The organism is Brevibacterium paucivorans (genome assembly GCF_016907735.1).
GTDB classification, from domain to species: domain Bacteria; phylum Actinomycetota; class Actinomycetes; order Actinomycetales; family Brevibacteriaceae; genus Brevibacterium; species Brevibacterium paucivorans.
In genome coordinates this window covers 1,134,019-1,150,491 of sequence record NZ_JAFBCP010000001.1, presented here as the reverse complement: position 1 = coordinate 1,150,491, position 16,473 = coordinate 1,134,019, and the positions used below count along the sequence as shown (strand labels likewise).

The window sequence follows — 16,473 nt, the reverse complement described above, 5'->3', positions numbered from 1 at the left end:
ATGACAACAATGCCCCTTTCAAAAGGCATTACCGCCGGTCTGCGCAAGGCCATGGAAGACGACCCCAAGGTTGTGCTGATCGGTGAAGATATTGGAAAGCTCGGAGGAGTTTTCCGTGTGACAGAAGGTCTGCAAAAAGACTTTGGTGAGCACCGCGTCATTGACGCTCCACTGGCTGAATCCGGGATCGTGGGTTCGGCAATCGGGATGGCAAAGCGTGGCTTCCGCCCCGTAGTGGAAATCCAGTTCGACGCGTTCATCTTCCCCGCCTACGACCAGATCGTCACCCAGTTGGCAAAAATGCACGCCCGCACCCGCGGGACAGAAAACCTGCCTGTCGTCATTCGCGTGCCCTACGGCGGTGGAATCGGATCCCCCGAACACCACTCGGAAAGCCCAGAGGCAGTTTTTGCGCACCACGCTGGACTTAAAATCATGAGCCCGTCCAACGCGCACGACGCTTTCTGGATGATCCAAGAAGCGATCCACAGCCCCGACCCGGTCATGTACTTCGAACCCAAGCGCCGTTACTGGTTGCGTGGCGATGTGGACGAAGCAAACCGTGGTCTGGACCCATACAGCGCGCAGATTGTGCGCCCAGGAAACGACCTGACGCTTGTCACGTATGGTCCGCTGGTGCCCACCGCAATGGACGTGGCCACAGCTGCTGAAGAAGAAGGTAAATCGCTCGAAGTCATTGACCTTCGTGGTCTTAACCCCGTCGACTTCTCAGTGATTGAAGACTCTGTTAAGCGCACTGGACGCCTGGTTGTCGCCCACGAAGCACCTGTGTTCCTGGGGCTGGGGTCAGAAATTGCCGCCCGCATCACCGAACGATGCTTCTACAACCTGGAAGCCCCCGTCATCCGCGTGGGTGGATTCCACACTCCATACCCGGGCTCCAAACTCGAAGAACACTACCTCCCTGACCTCGACCGCATCCTGGATGGCGTGGACCGCGCCCTCGCATACTGAGAGGACTACATGTCTAACGAATTTAACCTTCCCGACGTCGGAGAAGGGCTCACTGAAGCTGACATCGTTTCGTGGAAAGTAGCCCCCGGCGACACCGTGACCGTCAACCAAATCCTGGTCGAAATCGAAACCGCCAAATCGCTTGTCGAACTCCCCAGCCCACAGGCCGGCACCATTGAAGCGATCCTGGTGGAAGAAGGCGAAACCGTGGAAGTGGGCACGCCAATCATCCGCTTCGGTGGCGCCCAGGGAGTGGCAACCCCCGACACCGCCAAGGACGTCGACCAAACCCAATCCGCGGGCGATGAGGAAAGTGGCCCCAACCTCGTGGGGTACGGAACCAAAGCCAGCTCCACAAAGCGTCGCCCACGCAAGGGAGGTGCAGCGCCAGCTGCGGCCACCTCGGCCACACCAGCAACCCCGGCGCCAGCACCGGAGGCACCCGCAGCCACCCCAAGCGCGTCCGCGGAGACCCGCACCTCAACACCGGACAAGCCACTGGCCAAACCGCCGGTGCGCAAACTGGCAAAGGACCGGGGAATCGACCTAGGCGACGTCACGCCAACTGGACCCAACGGCCAGATCACTCGCGATGACGTCCTCAACCATGGAACCACCTCGGCGCAGGGAGCCACGGAAAGCCCAGCCCAGGCGGCTACCCCGGTTGGAAGCGGTGCTTTGGACGGCACGGAAGAACGCATCCCGTTCAAGGGAGTCGTCAAGTTCATGGCCCAGGCCATGGTCGACTCCGCGTTCACCGCTCCGCACGTCACCGAATTTGTGGACGTGGACGTCACCGAAACCATGAACCTAGTGCGGAAGTTCAAGGCCAACGAAACCCTGGGTGAAGGCGTCAAGGTTTCGCCACTGCTCATCCTGTCCAAGGCTGTGTGCTGGGCTGTTGCGCGCAATCCGCGGATCAACTCGGCTCTTGACGGTGACTCGATCGTCGTGAAGAAGTACGTAAACCTGGGCATTGCGGCGGCCACGCCACGCGGACTCATCGTGCCAAACATCAAGAACGCGCACGCCATGGGACTGAGCCAGCTGGCTACCGAACTGGGCGAGCTCACCCGCACCGCGCGTGCCGGAAAGACCACACCGGCGGCTCAAGCGGGTGGAACCATCTCGATCACCAACATTGGGGTGTTCGGAATCGATACCGGAACTCCTATCATCAACCCGGGCGAAGCAGCGATCCTGGCCTTTGGCCAGGTCCGCAAGCGCCCATGGGTCGTGGGCGACGACATCGTGCCACGCGAGATCACCACGCTGGCAGTCTCCGCCGACCACCGAGTTGTCGACGGCGAAGTGATTTCGAAGTTCTTGGCCGACGTAGCTCGCGTCATGGAAGACCCCACGCTTCTGATGGTGTAAGAGTGCGCCAAAGTCGCTCTTGCTAGGGCGACTCTGCTAACTACGTGTGTGGGCCGCGGGATTGATTCCCGTGGCCCACATGTGTTTGTTCGTTTTTAGCCGGTAGCGTCTATGTGTGTCTGTGCGGCCGGCAGGCGTCTATTCGCGCAGTTTGGTGGAGCCGTCTGGGCCCTTCGTGTGGCTGAGACGCTTAGCAAAGCAGTTATCGCGGTCGAGCTTGAACTCTTCGCACTGTTTCAACGCCGGTTCGGGGGAGTCGTACCCGGTGGGAATGACCGTCACCCAGAAATCCTTGACTCGGAACGACGACCATTTTTCACTTTTCAGCATGGCGACTTTGCCGTACTGCTTTTCGTTGTCGCGGTACTCTTGCAGAATTTTTGCGTAGTTCCACTCGTCGTCACCGGTGCCCTCACCGGGGCGTTTGGCGGACAACTGTATGACCCACTTCTCTTCAATCTTGCTCAGCTCAGCTTCGCTATCAGCGACAATTGTTTCGAGCTCGCTCTTGGCTCGTTCGTTGGGGGACTCGGTTTCTTGGGAAGAGCTTGCTGAGTCGTTTGGCTCTGTTGTGGGGGCCGACCGAGGTGCTGTGGGCTCCACACCTTTGTTTGGGCCCAGGAGCACGAAAACCACCGTGACAACAAGCGCGACGATCGCAAGTATTGCGATGCCAGTGAGCCACATAAAGGTCTTAGATCGCCGAGGTGGTTGCTGCTGATTGCCCGGCTCCGGCTGGCCGTGTGATGGCCCCTGCTGCTGATTCTGTGGGTGTGGGGCGGGTTGTTGCTGTGAGATTTGGGACGGTTGTGCGACCTGCTTGTGCTGAGCAGGTTGGGCCTGTTGATCCGAGTTCGCGGTTAGCTTTTCGAGGTACTCGTAGTAGGACGAGTTGTCGAACCGATTGCTGACTGCTGGACGGATCCGAGGCCGTGAGCCGTCACCGTTGTGCATGCTTTCAACTTTTGCACGCCCCGAGGCAATGAGCAACTACCGGCCAGTAATAGGAGTGTGTCGCAGGTGAACCCCGCTCCAACGAACCACACCCGTGGCGTGTTGAGTTGTTATGTGCCAACTTGCGGGGTATGTGGCTTTCCACTTATTATGAATGACTGTTGTGTTGACCAATGGTCAACTGTGCTCACACGGCGAACAACGAGCTCGGCCCTCTCTCACAGGCCATCAGCTTTTCCCCGCTGGTGTGACATCTGTTTTAAGCGAGCCATCCAACTTGCTTAAACACGGCCCTCACCGGGCATACACATCACCGCAAGAAACCATAGTCATGCTTTCGCGTGAAGGATTCGGCCCGGTGAACCTGATGTCTAATTAGTGAACTGGAGGAGAGACATGGCAGCTGTCTGCCAGGTAACCGGGACCACCCCCGGTTTTGGACACAATGTGTCCCACTCGAACCGCCGCACCAAGCGCCGGTTTGATCCGAACATTCAGAAGAAGAAGTACTACGTACCGTCCCTGCGTCGCAACGTCACCTTGACCGTGTCCGCACGCGGAATCAAAATCATCGACCGCCGCGGAATTGACGCGGTTGTCACTGAACTCTTGGCCAAGGGAGTGAAGCTCTAATGGCAAAAGCACAGGACGTACGCCCAATCATCAAGCTCAAGTCAACCGCTGGCACGGGTTACACCTACGTGACGCGCAAGAACCGTCGCAACACGCCCGACCGTCTCGTCATCAAGAAGTACGACCCAGTGGTCCGCAAGCACGTCGATTTCCGAGAGGAGCGCTAATTCATGGCTAAGAAGTCAAAGATCGCTCGTAATAAGCAGCGCCTCGAAATCGTTGAGCGCTACGCGGAGCGCCGCGCTGAACTGAAGCGTCAGCTGGTCAGCCCCGACTCCACAGACGAACAGCGCGAAGAAGCACGCCTGGGTCTCCAGAAGCTTCCTCGCGATGCCTCACCAGTGCGTCTGCGCAACCGCGACCAGGTAGACGGTCGTCCACGCGGTTACCTGCGTAAGTTCGGTCTCAGCCGTGTTCGCTTCCGCGAGATGGCACACCGAGGCGAACTCCCTGGTGTTACTAAGTCGAGCTGGTAGTCTGAACTCCGTTACTATCGGAGAAGCCGATTAACCGTCCTATAAGAGGAGAACACTTACATGGCTAAGAACCGCAGCGAACTCGTAGCTGAAGTAGCAGAAAAGACTGGCCTCACCCAGAAGCAGGTTTCTGACGTCCTCGACGGCGTTTTCGACTCGTTCGCAGACGTTGTTTCCAAGGGTGAAAAGCTCACCGTTCCTGGCTGGCTCTCCGTTGAGCGCACCGAACGTGCAGCTCGCAAGGGTCGTAACCCACAGACCGGTGAAGAAATCCAGATCGCAGCTGGCTACTCCGTTAAGCTGTCGGCTGGCTCCAAGCTCAAGGCTGCTGCTGGCAAGCCCTGATATGTAAACCTCCACGGTTTTGTGTTGAGTTGCTCCCCGCCTCTTGGTGGGGAGCAACTTTTGTTTCCCGCCGAGGTGGTTGCTGGGGCGTTCCTGCGCCGTTTGGCTCTGCCAAAACCGGGCGCGGTATCCTGGTATGCATGCGTGTATCTGCTATTCAGCTCGGTTATTCGGACAGTGAAAGCCTCGAGGATCGCGTTGTGCGCGCCGCCCACGCGGTGGAATCTCAACGTGAAGCTGATTTGATCGTTCTTCCGGAACTGTGGGCGCCCACAGGTTTCGACTACACCAAGTGGGGTAAGGCAGCTCAAGCAGTAGACGGCCCTGTGATCGAACGGATCGCCCACGCCGCGCGCTCAGTGGGCGCATATGTACACGCCGGATCCATCATCGAAGCAAGCCCCCACGCGCTGGACCGGCTCAAAGAAGCCAACTACGACGTCAAAGCCCTCCCAGTACTTCCTGACGACGAACGCGGACTGTGGAACACCTCGGTCCTTATTAACCCTGACGGGCAGATCCAGGCGACTTACCGCAAGATCCACCGGTTCGGATTCGGATCCGGGGAACCTAAACTCTTACAACCCGGAACCGAAATCGTGATTCCCACGCTCAACATCGACGGCCGGGAAACCAAATTCGCACTTGCCACGTGCTACGACCTGCGGTTCCCAGAACTGTTCCGCCAAATGGTCGCCCAGGGCGCAGAAGGTCTTATCATTCCGGCTGCATGGCCGGCACCCCGCGTGCGCGAATGGTCTGCACTCTTGCGCGCCCGATCCATTGAAAACCTGTTCCCCATCGTCGCGGTCAACACCGCCGGGTACCACGGTGGTACGCAGATGGGTGGGCATTCGGTGATTCTCGACGCTGCTGGCCTACCGTTGGCAGAAGCAGGCGAAGCGCAGACCATCATCACTGCGACCATTGACCTCGACGCGACCGAGACCCGCCGCGAACGATTCCCCGCGCTGGACGACCGTCGCCTCAACTACACGCTCAACTAACGACCACCTTCTGACTCAACGACAACACTCACTGAATGACGACACTGACCACCCGGACTGACACGAAAACCACTGCGACCGCCTCGGGAAAGGGCGCACGCACATGGGTCATGCCCATTTACGTGGTATTTGGTTTGCTGGGTGGGGCTGCTGCGATGGTCCTCACCGGTGCGTGGGCACCCACCCTCATCGGTGATGCCGGACCGCTAGCCAGGCTTGGTCTGCCGGTTGCCAAGTTCGTCTTTAACTCCGCCATGACACTCGCCTTGGCAAGCCTCATCATGGCCTCCATGGTGTTCCCTCGCACCGACGCCATAACCCGCGATCGCAAGGGCGCTACGACTGGTGAGGACAACCTCGACCCGGTTTGGTTGGGGTCTGTGCAGATCGCGCAGGTGGCATCCGTTGTGTGGACCGTGGCCGGTGTTGCGGTGTTGGTGCTGACCTATGTCTCAACCGCCGGTGGGCAAGCGTATGCTGGCAACTTTTCTGCACAGTTGGGCCAGTACGTGAGCCAGGTGGATTCGGGGCGTCTGTGGCTCACGATTGTCCTCGCCTCAGCTGTCACTTCCACGGTGATTTTTGCGGTGCGGAGTTTTGCCGGTATTGCATGGGCCACCGCGTTTTCGCTTTTCCCCCTCATCCCATTGGCGCTCATGGGTCACACGGTTGGAGCGTCCGGGCACACGCAGGCTGTCAACAGTCTGGGCCTGCACCTTTTGGCCGTCATCATGTGGGTGGGCGGAATCCTTGTTTTAGCGCTTCTGGCACCGCGCCTGATTCACCGGGCGGATCTGCGCAACATCGTGGAACGTTACTCGCAGCTGGCCCTGGCCGCGGTTCTGGTGGTGGGCTTTTCGGGTTTCATGAACGCAATTCTGCGCGTGAAATCCTTGAGCGACTGGCAAACACCTTATGGCATGCTCATCATCGCCAAAACCGTCGCCACCATCGCAGTCGCTGTGATTGGTCTGTGGCACAGGAAGTTTGTGATCGGGCGTTTGGGTGAGTCGCTCAACACGCGAGCTCAGCTTCGTGCGAAGCGTGGTGCTCAACCCACCGATGACCAGGTGTCGGCACGGGTAGAGTTCTGGCGACTTCTCCTGGTTGAAACGGCGCTCCTGGCAGCAACGTTGGGGGCTGGGATCGCACTGGCCCGATCGCAACCACCCATTCCTCAGGAAGCACCTCCTGCTCCCACGCCGGCGGAAATTTTGTCCTACGAGTCGCTTCCCCCGGAACCCACCTTCTCCAATTACTTCACCCAATGGTTGTGGGATCCGCTGTGGCTGGTCGTCGCGGTAGGCACCTCGTACCTGTACATTCGCGGTTATCTGGCAATTCGTAAGAAGGGCGGCGAATGGCCCGTTATGCGAGTGATCTGGTGGATTACCGGTATGGCGCTGTTGGTGTACGTCACGTGCGGTGGTCCCGTAGTGTACGGTCGCGTGCTGTTCTCTGGACACATGATCCAGCACATGCTTTTGGTTATGGTGGTTCCCCTGCCCATGGTTCTGGGCGCGCCAATCACGCTCCTCATGCGGGCGGCCCCTACTCGGCAAGATGGGTCCCGAGGTTTCCGCGAGTGGATCTTGCTACTCATCCACTCCCGCTATTTGAGGTTTTGGGCCCACCCGATTGTCGCGTCAATCAACTTTGCGGGCTCCCTGGTGGTGTTTTACTGGGGCGGTCTTATGTGGCCGGCACTCAAAACGCACGTGGGTCACGAAATCATGATCGTCCACTTCTTGGCGGCGGGGTACCTGTTTTCGGCTGCTCTGGTGGGAATTGACCCGGGAACAAAGCGTTACCCACCGGCGATTTCGTTCCTCATCCTGCTTATCACCATGGCGTTTCACGCGTTCTTTGGTATTTCGATCATGGGCGCCACAGTGCTCATCGAAGGTGACTGGTTCGGAAACATGGGACAAGAGTGGATCTCGGCGATCGACGACCAGCAACTGGGTGGCGGTATCGCGTGGGGAATCGGTGAGCTTCCAACGTTACTCATGGCAATCATCGCTGCTGTCCACTGGAACCAGCAGTCCGAACGTGAAGCGAAGCGCCGGGACAGGTCGGAAGACCGCACAGGCGACGCGGAACTTCGCGCGTACAACGAAATGCTCGAACGCCTCAACAAAGCGCAGAAGAAGTAACCCGCTGCGCACATAAGCACACTGGTTCTGCGAATTAGTAGTGCGTGAAGTTGCTGACATCACATGGCCTGTGGGGTTAGCTTTATGTGCAGCTGTACAAACATGTGCGTGTGCACAATGACGTGATGGAGTTTGAATGAGCACGCCTACTCAAAAGACGGCCGATACAAGCACGCTTTCGCGCGTTGTTGCGGCATCCATGGCAGGTACCGTCGTCGAATGGTACGAATTCTTCTTGTACGCCTCGGCCGCAACCTTGGTGTTTAACAAGATTCTGTTTCCACCAGCCGACGACCCGCTTACACCTATTCTTCTCGCGTTTGCAACCTACGCAGTCGGCTTCATCGCCCGCCCTATCGGCGGTATTGTGTTCGGCCACTTCGGCGACAAGCACGGGCGCAAGAAGCTGCTCCAGCTGTCGATCATCTTGGTGGGTGTTTCGACGTTCCTCATGGGATGCTTGCCCACCTACAACTTGATTGGTGCAATTGCACCGATCCTTCTGGTCCTCTTGCGCTTTGTTCAAGGTTTCGCGGTAGGTGGCGAGTGGGGCGGAGCTGTTCTCCTTGTCGCAGAGCACTCGCCTAAAGAAAGCCGCGGGTTCTGGTCCTCATGGCCGCAATCTGGGGTTCCACTGGGTAACCTCCTGGCGACGGCCGTTCTGTTCGTGCTCACGGCAGTTCTTCCTGACGAACAGTTCATCGCATGGGGCTGGCGAGTCGGTTTCTGGCTCTCCGCAATCATTGTGCTGATCGGTTGGTACATTCGCACCCGAGTATCTGATGCCCCGATCTTCCAGGAAGCCCAAAAGGAAATCCACCACGAAGACAAGTCCTACGGATTCTTCGAAGTGTTCAAGCGCTACCCGCGCGGAGTGTTCTGCGCAATGGGTCTGCGTTTGGTGGAGAACATCCACTACTACCTGGTAGTGACCTTCTCGATTACGTACCTGAGCACTCAGGTGGGCATCAAGTCGCACGAGATCCTGGGCTTGCTCCTGGGCGCCCACGCGATCCACGCCGTGTGTGTTCCGTTCGTGGGACGCCTAGCTGACATCTTTGGCCGTAAACCTCCGTACTTCATTGGGATCGTGCTGACGGCAACGTGGGGCTTCTTCGCCTTCCCGCTGTACGACACGGCGCAACCACTCAACATCTTTATTGCCCTGGTGATCGGCCTGTTGTTCCACGCTCTGATGTACGCGGGCCAGCCTGCAATCATGGCTGAGATGTTCCCCACCCGCATGCGCAACTCAGGTGTGTCCACTGGGTACCAGGTGACGTCGATTGTTGCGGGATCCTTCGCCCCCATCATTGCGACGTTCCTGTTGCGCGAATTTGAATCGTCCGTACCTATTGCGGTTTACCTGCTTATCGCCTGTGCAATCTCCATCGTGGCGTTGGTATTCACACGTGAGACCCGAGGCGTCGACTTTGCTGAGATTGACGCCGCAGACCGAGAGAACCGTGAGGTGCGAATCGGATGACCGGTAGCCAACCAATCGCAGATCTAACCGGAAGATCTGCGCTCATCACGGGAGCCGCCTCGGGATTGGGGAAAGCCATGGCGCACGCGCTCGCATCAGCGGGCGCCCAGGTGACGGTAGCCGACCTCAACGGCGAGGCTGCCCGTGAAGTAGCGAGCGCGATCGAAGGCGAGGCGTGGGAAGTCGACCTCAGTGACACTGACGCCCTGGACGGCACACGGATCGACACCGACATCCTCATCAACAACGCGGGTATCCAACGTATCCACGCGGTCGAGGAGTTTCCGCTCGACGATTGGCGCCTGATCAACCGGCTCATGCTCGAATCTCCGTTCGTGCTGACGAAAGCGGTGCTTCCCGGCATGTATGAGCGCGGGTGGGGTCGGATTGTCAACGTGTCGTCGGTTCACGGTTTGCGTGCTTCAGCGTTCAAGAGCGCGTACGTTGCCGCTAAGCATGGGCTCATGGGCCTGACCAAGACCACTGCGCTTGAGGGTGGGCCCAAGGGCGTGACATGTAATGCGATCAACCCTGGCTACGTCATGACGCCACTGGTTGAACAGCAGATCGCTGACCAAGCGCGCACGCGAAACATTTCTGAAGACGAGGTGTTGGACCAGGTGTTCTTGGGCCACTCGGCGGTCAAGCGATTGGCGACTGAAGAGGAAGTGGCTCGCCTGGCCCTGTTCTTGTGTTCCGACGCTGCCGGTGTGATCAACGGATCGGCACATTCGATTGACGGAGGGTGGGCCGCCCAGTAGTAGCCCAGTAAGCAAGCGCCCAGTATTCGGCGTGGCGTATATCCATGTCATACACGCGGAAGGTATTGACTAGGTCACAGTTCGAGCCACCGTGCCGATAAACTTTGGGCATGATCAGCGCTCGCAGTCGGATTGCTCCCGACGACCTTCTCACCCTGTTGACTGTGGCCCGTTTGGGCAAGTACACGGCTGCTGCTCAAGTGCTGGGAGTGAATCACACCACCGTGTCTCGGCGCATTGCGGCGCTGGAAAAATCGGTTGGCGAGCCTGTGTTGGCAAGTTCGCCTGACGGGTGGGAAGTCACCCAGGCGGGGGAGCAGTTGATTTCCGCGGCCGAGGCCGTTGAGACCGCCCTGGAAGAGGCCGGCAAAGTGCGTGGAATGTCGGGGGTGAGCGGTGTTGTTCGGATCGCTGCCCCGGAAGGGTTCGTGGATTATGGGGGCTTTGATCGAATCATGGCCCTGCAGAAGGCGTATCCGGATGTGCAGATCGACTTGGTGACGGCCACGCAACGAGCCAGTAAGTACAGGTCGGGTGTTGATATTGAGATTGTGGTGGGAGAACCGTCTGCGCCTCACTCGCAGTTACAACGGATGGGCAATTATTCTTTGGGGCTATACGTCTCCCAGGAATATGCGCGTGAGCGAGGAGTCCCTGAAACGATCGAGGACTTAAGCCAGCACCGGTTTGTGTTTTATCCGGAGCACTCCTTGGGTGTTGAGGGGCTCGAAGGGGCACCGGCTGGATTCCCACGTCCTGCTGGCTTCTTCCGGTCAAATTCTGTGCGTCTGCATGTAGCTGCCACCCGAGCTGGAATCGGTGTGGGTCTGCTCCCGGACTTCGCATCTCAGGGTCTGGTGCGGGTGGTTTCCGAGTTTTCCGCGCCCATGGAATATTGGGCGGTTGTGCGGAACGAATCGGCGCGGCGCCAGGTGGTCGTCGAGGTGGTTCGTGCACTTGCGCACACACGTAGTGCGCAAGTTCCGCCGTCCTGATGAGTCTCAAGGTGTGACCTACGGCATAAGGTAGTCGTCAAAAGAAGAAAGTCCCTGCAAGGAGGCAAACATGGCAGTAATCGGATGGATCGGGCTCGGTCGTATGGGAAGCCCTATGACAAAGAACTTGATCGCTGCAGGTCACACAGTCAACGGATTCGATGTTGTCCCAGCTGCGGTTGAAGCGGCTGCGGGCCACGGTGTTGTAGCTAAGAGTTCAATCGCAGAAGCCGTTGAAGGTGCCGACATTGTCTTCTCGATGTTGCCTAAAGGCGAGCACGCTAAGACTGTGTACTTGGGTGAGGGCGGCGTATTTGAAAACGCGTCCACCTCGACGCTGCTCGTTGACTCGTCCACGATCGACTTCGACACCGCAACGGAACTTCACAAAGAAGCACGCGACCGTGGATTCAAATTCGTTGACGGTCCGGTTTCCGGTGGTGTTTCCGGTGCAGCAGCTGGAACGTTGACCTTCATGCTCGGTGGGGATGACGTCGATGTTGAAAACGCGAAGACATTTATTGAGCCTATGGCCGGAAACATTTTCCACGCAGGCGGTGAAGGCGCTGGTCAGGCAGCCAAGATTGTGAACAACATGTTGTTGGCGATCAGCCTGCAGGGTGTTGTCGAAGGTGCCGTTCTGGCGCAGCGCTTTGGTCTTAAGCCAGAAGTGTTCTACAACATTGCAAAGGTTTCATCGGGTGACTCGTGGCCACTGCGCACCTGGTACCCAGTGTCGGGCGTGGTCGACACGGCCGCTGCAAACAACAACTTCGAGGCCGGGTTCTCCACCATGCTCATGCACAAGGACGTGGGCTTGGCGCTCGACGGTGCGAAGACCCAGGGCGTCACCTTGTCAGCGGCTGAATTGGTCTACAGCCGACTCCAGCAGCTCATTGACGACGGAAACGGCGACCTCGACTGCTCCGCGATTATCGGGCTGGTCGACGAGAACGCTGAAGGCCTGCCCCAGGACTAAACCGTGTGCGCGGGCTTAGGCCCGCGCACCAAAAACACTCGAGCCAATCCGCACCATGGTGGCGCCTTCGGCAATCGCAAGCTCGAAGTCGTTGCTCATGCCCATGGACAGTTCGGTCGCGTGTTCTGGTAGAAGCCCGGAATCAAGGTGGGTGTCGCGGAGGTTCCGAAGGTCGGCATACGACGGACGCACCTCGGCCTCGGTTGACCCTGGTAGCCCAATCGTCATGAGCCCGCGCAACCGAATCCGCTCTAACGGCGCAATCTCCGTGAGCAATTCGCCCAGCTGCTCCGGCGCCACCCCTGATTTGGTGTCCTCACGACTGGTGTTGACCTGCACAAACGCCTCGACGGTCTGGTCTAGAAGCTCCAAACGGTTGTGAATCTTGGTGGCGAGCTTCATCGAATCGATCGACTGAATACACGACGCTTGACCCAGCGTGTGGTTGACCTTGTTGCGTTGTAACGGGCCAATGAGGTGCGTTTCGTGCGGAATATCAGCCAGGTCGTCGAATTTCTCGTTGAGTTCCTGCACCCGGTTCTCACCAATCAACGTGAACCCGTGCTCCAACGCAACCCGGATTTTGCTCGCCGGCTGCGTTTTCGTGGCCAGCAGGATCTGCACGCGGTCGACGTGTTTCGACGCTTCACTCGCCGCCCGCACACGCTCTGCCACATCGTCTAGTTTGCTCCGAATCTGCTCAGCTTGGTGGGCACTTACCGGCTCACTCACGCGGACCCCTCCCCAACCGGAGCAACGGGCTTGCCAGCGACAGCCGCACCCAGCCGCTCCACAATCTCTTCCAGGATTGGAAGCGGCGTCCCCATGTTGAGTCGGATGAAGCCTCGGCCGGCTTCTCCACACAGCGCCCCGTCAATGATGGACACGCGCGCCCGGTCCACAAAGAACGACGTCAGGTCATCGCCCAGGTCGTAGGCACTCAGGTCAATCCAGGCGAGGTACGTCCCCTCTGGTGGTTCGTACACGGCCTGTGGCAGGTGGCGTTCCAAAAGGCCGGGCAGTGCGTCGCGGTTGCGTTCTAAGTACGCCGAGGTGTCCGCCAGCCAGTCGCGCGAGTCGCGGTAGGCTGCCACGGCTGCCAGCAACCCTGGGTTGGCGGCCGATTTTCCGGTGAACATGCCGTGTGTGCCCCATATGGCGAAATCGGCTTCGTTGGAGAAGATGATTTGCGCGCATTTGAGCCCGGGGGTGTTGAAGCTCTTGGAGTGCGAGGTGACCGTGACGGTGTGGTTCGCGGCCACGTCGTTCACTGACGCATACGGCACGTGGGTGTGACCGGTGAAGGTCAGTGGTGCGTGGATTTCATCGGAGAACACGCGGGCCCCGTGTTTTTCAACGATACGGGACAGTTCTTCCAGCTCACCACGGGTGTACACGCGACCAATGGGGTTGTGCGGGTTGCACAGCACCAGCAGACCACCGGACCCGCCGTCGGCACCTGCGGTGGACAGTGCGCGGTCGATCGCCTCGAAGTCCATGGTCCACGTGGGCTTAGCGTCGCCAGACCCGAATTCATTCCGCAACATGGGAACTTCGACGATTTCGCGACCATGAATCTTAGGCATGGTCAAGAACGGCATGTACGCAGGAGTGGGTAGCACCAGTTTGGCGCCCGGTTCGGTGTAGAAGCTCAGCACCGCTTGCATACCGGTGAGCACGTCAGACACGGGCGAGACCCATTCGGGATTGACGTCCCAGCCGTAGGTGTCGTTGTAGAACTGTGCGGTCGCCTGCGCCATGTCGCGTATGAGCGCAGGCGTGGAGTAGCCGTACAGGTCGCTGGCATCCAACTGTTCAAGAGTGGCGCGGATCGCTGGCGCTACCCCAAAGTCCATTTCTGCCGTCCAGGCGCCAATCGTGCCGGGGTAGGCAGACCATTTGAAGCTTCCCTTTTCAATAAGGGAGTCAATTGTGATGTCGTCGTAGCTCATGGGGCCATTATGCCAATCTGTGTGCGTTGTGTACCTAGTCCTTCGATCGCTACCTCGACGACATCGCCACTTTCCAGGTAGGGGTACTGCCCGGACATGGCGACACCCTGCGGCGTTCCCGTCGCGATCACGTACCCGGGTTCCAGCCGCATGTACTGCGACAGGTCATACACCAGGTGAAACACGTCAAAAATCATGTCAGCCGTGGACGAGTCCTGGCGTGGCTCCCCGTTCACATGACTGGTCAGACGGGCGTTCGTAGGGTCGAATGCGTCGGCGCTCACCGCGACCGGACCCAGTGGCAGCGCCCCGGGGAAGCACTTGCCTTTAGACCATTGCCCGCCGGATTCCTGGGTTTGAAACACCCGTTCGGACAGGTCGTTGGCAACCGTGTACGAGGCAATGTGTTCCCGTGCCTGTTCGGGGGAGTCGAGGTTGTGGGCGGCCCGGCCAATGATCACGGCAAGTTCAACTTCCCAGTCCAGTTGGGAAAATCGCCGAGGTGGTTCCAACTCATCGTAGGGGCCGGCGACCGTGTTGGGGGTTTTGAGGAAAACCACGGGGTGGGTTGGTGTGGGGAGGTTCGCTTCGGCGGCGTGGGCGGCGTAATTGGTGCCGATGCAGATGATCGCGCCCGGCTGGGCTACGGGGGCTCCGATCCGCCTGGCGTCAATGTTGATTTCTTGACAGTCTTTGACTTGGGCCGTGGTCAGGGTGTTCACCCCGTGCGCCCAGAACTCAGCGTTGAAGTCGCCGGTGAGAGGCCGCACATCGTAGTGGCGGTCGCTGAGCCTCACTACAGGGATTTCCTGGCCACGCGGGCCAACACGCATGAGTTCCATGAGTTCTCCTTCACGAGTACGGGGTGGGGTAGAGGCATCCGGGCGTCGATCGCCGGCGGGCACGGCGGGTGCTCAGCCGCCCGCAAACGGGGGTAGAACATCGACGCGGTTCCCAGTCGCCACGGTGCCGTCGGTCAACGCGACACCGTCAACCAGGAACGAACATTGTGGCAGAACTCGTGACAGTGGCGGTTCGCCGGAGGGCACCTCGGGGTGAAGGGAGACGAGCAGTTCAATGAACTGTTCACGGGTTGCGCCGCTACTCAACTGACCGTCCAGAGTAACGTCTTCCTGTTCGACGCCAGTTGCGGCCCGGGCAGCGGCGAAGTAGCGAACTGACACCTGATTTTGGGCACCTTCACTCATGTCATCCTCCAATCGCGCTCATGGACCTGTTGGGCTGTTCGTATGCGTCCGAATCTAGGCCAGCCTCACCCATTCCGTGAGCCTTGGGTTTGAGCCACATGGCTTGCCGCCACGCTTGCGCAATCTGGTCGTCGCTGGCCCCGGAGCGCAGTAGCGCAGCCAGGTCGAACTCTTCGTGGGAAAACAGGCACGACCGGATCTTGCCTTCGGCCGTGATGCGCGTGCGCGTGCAGGCTGAGCAGAACGGACGAGTCACCGACGCGATGATCCCCACCTGCCCGGCAACTCCGCGGGAGTCCACCAGGTCGAAGAGTTCCGCAGGTGCGCTCCCGCGCCCCGCCCGAGGTCGTAGCCCCCACCGCTGTTGTAGCTGGGTGGCGGTATCGTGGGCGGTGACCATATTCTGGCGGGTCCAACCGTGGTCGGCGTCGAGCGGCATCTGTTCAATGAACCGCACCGTGATTCCGTGGTCGATTCCAAACTGGGCAAGGTCTACAGCCTGGTGGTCGTTTACGCCTCGCATGAGCACGCTGTTGATTTTCACCCCAAATGGAGCGCTATCCCCGGCGGTTTGGTCGCGGAGGCGCAGGGCCGCGTTGAGCCCGTCCATGACTTCGGAGAACTTGGTGCGCCGGGACAGTTGCGCGAACGTCGCGGGGTCAACGGTGTCCAGCGAAACGTTTATGCGGTTCAGGCCGGCTTGGTGAAGCGTGGGTAGGTGTTTTTCAAGACCAATAGCGTTGGTGGTCATGGCGATCGGCAGGTCCGGGTGGTTGCCACGAATACTCGCAACTATGTGTGCCAGATCTTGACGCAACAGCGGTTCTCCGCCGGTGAGCCGAAGCTCACGCACCCCCAGAACGTCTACTGCGACACGGACAAGCCGAACCACCTCGGCGGCGGTGAGGACAGCGTCCTTGGGTAGGAACGTCATTCCGGACGCGGGCATACAGTACGTACAGCGCAGATTGCACAGATCCGTGAGCGAAACCCGCAGGTCAGTGCCTGTGCGCCCGAAGGTGTCGGCCAGTGGGCCCGAGGTGGGGGCGTCGTGCGCCCGTCGCTCCAAGGTGTCCCGGGTGTGCGAGGCGCGGTCGGCGACACTTTCTGTGCGGATCGACGGCATTCCCAGTGACACGTTCATCTCACTAGGGTATCGGCGAGCGCAG

General features: G+C 59.2%; 18 protein-coding genes. 12 read left to right on the top strand and 6 right to left on the bottom strand.

What is annotated here, in order from left to right:
• Both JOE56_RS05385 and JOE56_RS05380 read left to right on the top strand, forming a co-directional pair.
• On the top strand, positions 1-975 hold the full coding sequence (locus JOE56_RS05385; protein WP_204515167.1) for an alpha-ketoacid dehydrogenase subunit beta: 975 nt from the start codon (positions 1-3) through the stop codon (positions 973-975).
• A 9-nt stretch (positions 976-984) separates the two neighbouring features.
• Positions 985-2,352: a dihydrolipoamide acetyltransferase family protein gene (locus tag JOE56_RS05380; protein WP_204515166.1), complete on the top strand. Its 1,368-nt coding sequence runs from the start codon at positions 985-987 to the stop codon at positions 2,350-2,352.
• Between the two features lie 138 nt (positions 2,353-2,490).
• Here the strand turns inward: JOE56_RS05380 and JOE56_RS05375 are convergent, their stop codons facing one another.
• Positions 2,491-3,306, bottom strand: a complete 816-nt coding sequence (locus JOE56_RS05375) for a hypothetical protein (protein WP_204515165.1) — start codon at positions 3,304-3,306, stop codon at positions 2,491-2,493.
• 396 nt (positions 3,307-3,702) lie between these two features.
• Here JOE56_RS05375 and rpmB point away from each other — a divergent pair, with 396 nt between their 5' ends.
• The 10 genes from rpmB to mmsB all read left to right on the top strand — a co-directional run bounded on the left by rpmB (position 3,703) and on the right by mmsB (position 12,144).
• Positions 3,703-3,939: a 50S ribosomal protein L28 gene (rpmB, locus tag JOE56_RS05370; protein ID WP_102239481.1), complete on the top strand. Its 237-nt coding sequence runs from the start codon at positions 3,703-3,705 to the stop codon at positions 3,937-3,939.
• Positions 3,939-4,106, top strand: coding sequence for a 50S ribosomal protein L33 (gene rpmG / locus JOE56_RS05365; RefSeq protein WP_005882695.1), 168 nt, complete (start codon positions 3,939-3,941; stop codon positions 4,104-4,106). The genes rpmB and rpmG overlap by 1 nt, the downstream gene beginning before the upstream one ends.
• 3 nt (positions 4,107-4,109) lie before the next feature.
• On the top strand, positions 4,110-4,415 hold the full coding sequence (rpsN, locus tag JOE56_RS05360) for a 30S ribosomal protein S14 (protein ID WP_102239482.1): 306 nt from the start codon (positions 4,110-4,112) through the stop codon (positions 4,413-4,415).
• Between the two features lie 60 nt (positions 4,416-4,475).
• Complete coding sequence (locus tag JOE56_RS05355) at positions 4,476-4,760, top strand: HU family DNA-binding protein (RefSeq protein ID WP_005882699.1); 285 nt, start codon at positions 4,476-4,478, stop codon at positions 4,758-4,760.
• A gap of 140 nt (positions 4,761-4,900) precedes the next feature.
• The gene (locus JOE56_RS05350; RefSeq protein WP_204515164.1) at positions 4,901-5,767 is read left to right on the top strand and encodes a nitrilase-related carbon-nitrogen hydrolase; all 867 of its coding nucleotides are present in this window, start codon (positions 4,901-4,903) and stop codon (positions 5,765-5,767) included.
• 35 nt (positions 5,768-5,802) lie between these two features.
• Positions 5,803-7,923: a bifunctional copper resistance protein CopD/cytochrome c oxidase assembly protein gene (locus tag JOE56_RS05345; RefSeq protein ID WP_204515163.1), complete on the top strand. Its 2,121-nt coding sequence runs from the start codon at positions 5,803-5,805 to the stop codon at positions 7,921-7,923.
• Between the two features lie 136 nt (positions 7,924-8,059).
• On the top strand, positions 8,060-9,409 hold the full coding sequence (locus JOE56_RS05340) for an MFS transporter (protein WP_204515162.1): 1,350 nt from the start codon (positions 8,060-8,062) through the stop codon (positions 9,407-9,409).
• The gene (locus JOE56_RS05335; RefSeq protein ID WP_204515161.1) at positions 9,406-10,170 is read left to right on the top strand and encodes a 3-hydroxybutyrate dehydrogenase; all 765 of its coding nucleotides are present in this window, start codon (positions 9,406-9,408) and stop codon (positions 10,168-10,170) included. Before JOE56_RS05340 ends, JOE56_RS05335 begins: the two co-directional genes overlap by 4 nt.
• Positions 10,171-10,280: 110 nt before the next feature.
• Positions 10,281-11,165, top strand: coding sequence for a LysR family transcriptional regulator (locus tag JOE56_RS05330; RefSeq protein ID WP_204515160.1), 885 nt, complete (start codon positions 10,281-10,283; stop codon positions 11,163-11,165).
• 70 nt (positions 11,166-11,235) lie between these two features.
• Positions 11,236-12,144 carry a 3-hydroxyisobutyrate dehydrogenase gene (mmsB, locus tag JOE56_RS05325; RefSeq protein ID WP_204515159.1) on the top strand — a complete coding sequence of 303 codons (909 nt, stop codon included), beginning with the start codon at positions 11,236-11,238 and terminating at the stop codon, positions 12,142-12,144.
• A gap of 15 nt (positions 12,145-12,159) precedes the next feature.
• Here the strand turns inward: mmsB and JOE56_RS05320 are convergent, their stop codons facing one another.
• From JOE56_RS05320 to moaA, 5 genes are all read right to left on the bottom strand, one after another.
• Positions 12,160-12,876, bottom strand: a complete 717-nt coding sequence (locus tag JOE56_RS05320; protein ID WP_204515158.1) for a YggS family pyridoxal phosphate-dependent enzyme — start codon at positions 12,874-12,876, stop codon at positions 12,160-12,162.
• Positions 12,873-14,096 (bottom strand): MalY/PatB family protein, encoded by a 1,224-nt coding sequence (locus JOE56_RS05315; RefSeq protein ID WP_204515157.1) that lies wholly within the window; start codon positions 14,094-14,096, stop codon positions 12,873-12,875. Before JOE56_RS05315 ends, JOE56_RS05320 begins: the two co-directional genes overlap by 4 nt.
• Positions 14,093-14,938: a fumarylacetoacetate hydrolase family protein gene (locus JOE56_RS05310; RefSeq protein ID WP_204515156.1), complete on the bottom strand. Its 846-nt coding sequence runs from the start codon at positions 14,936-14,938 to the stop codon at positions 14,093-14,095. The genes JOE56_RS05315 and JOE56_RS05310 overlap by 4 nt, the downstream gene beginning before the upstream one ends.
• A 72-nt stretch (positions 14,939-15,010) precedes the next feature.
• Positions 15,011-15,304, bottom strand: a complete 294-nt coding sequence (locus JOE56_RS05305; RefSeq protein WP_239530375.1) for a MoaD/ThiS family protein — start codon at positions 15,302-15,304, stop codon at positions 15,011-15,013.
• 1 nt (position 15,305) lies between these two features.
• Positions 15,306-16,448, bottom strand: a complete 1,143-nt coding sequence (gene moaA, locus JOE56_RS05300) for a GTP 3',8-cyclase MoaA (RefSeq protein WP_204515155.1) — start codon at positions 16,446-16,448, stop codon at positions 15,306-15,308.
• Between the last annotated feature and the right edge of the window lie 25 nt (positions 16,449-16,473).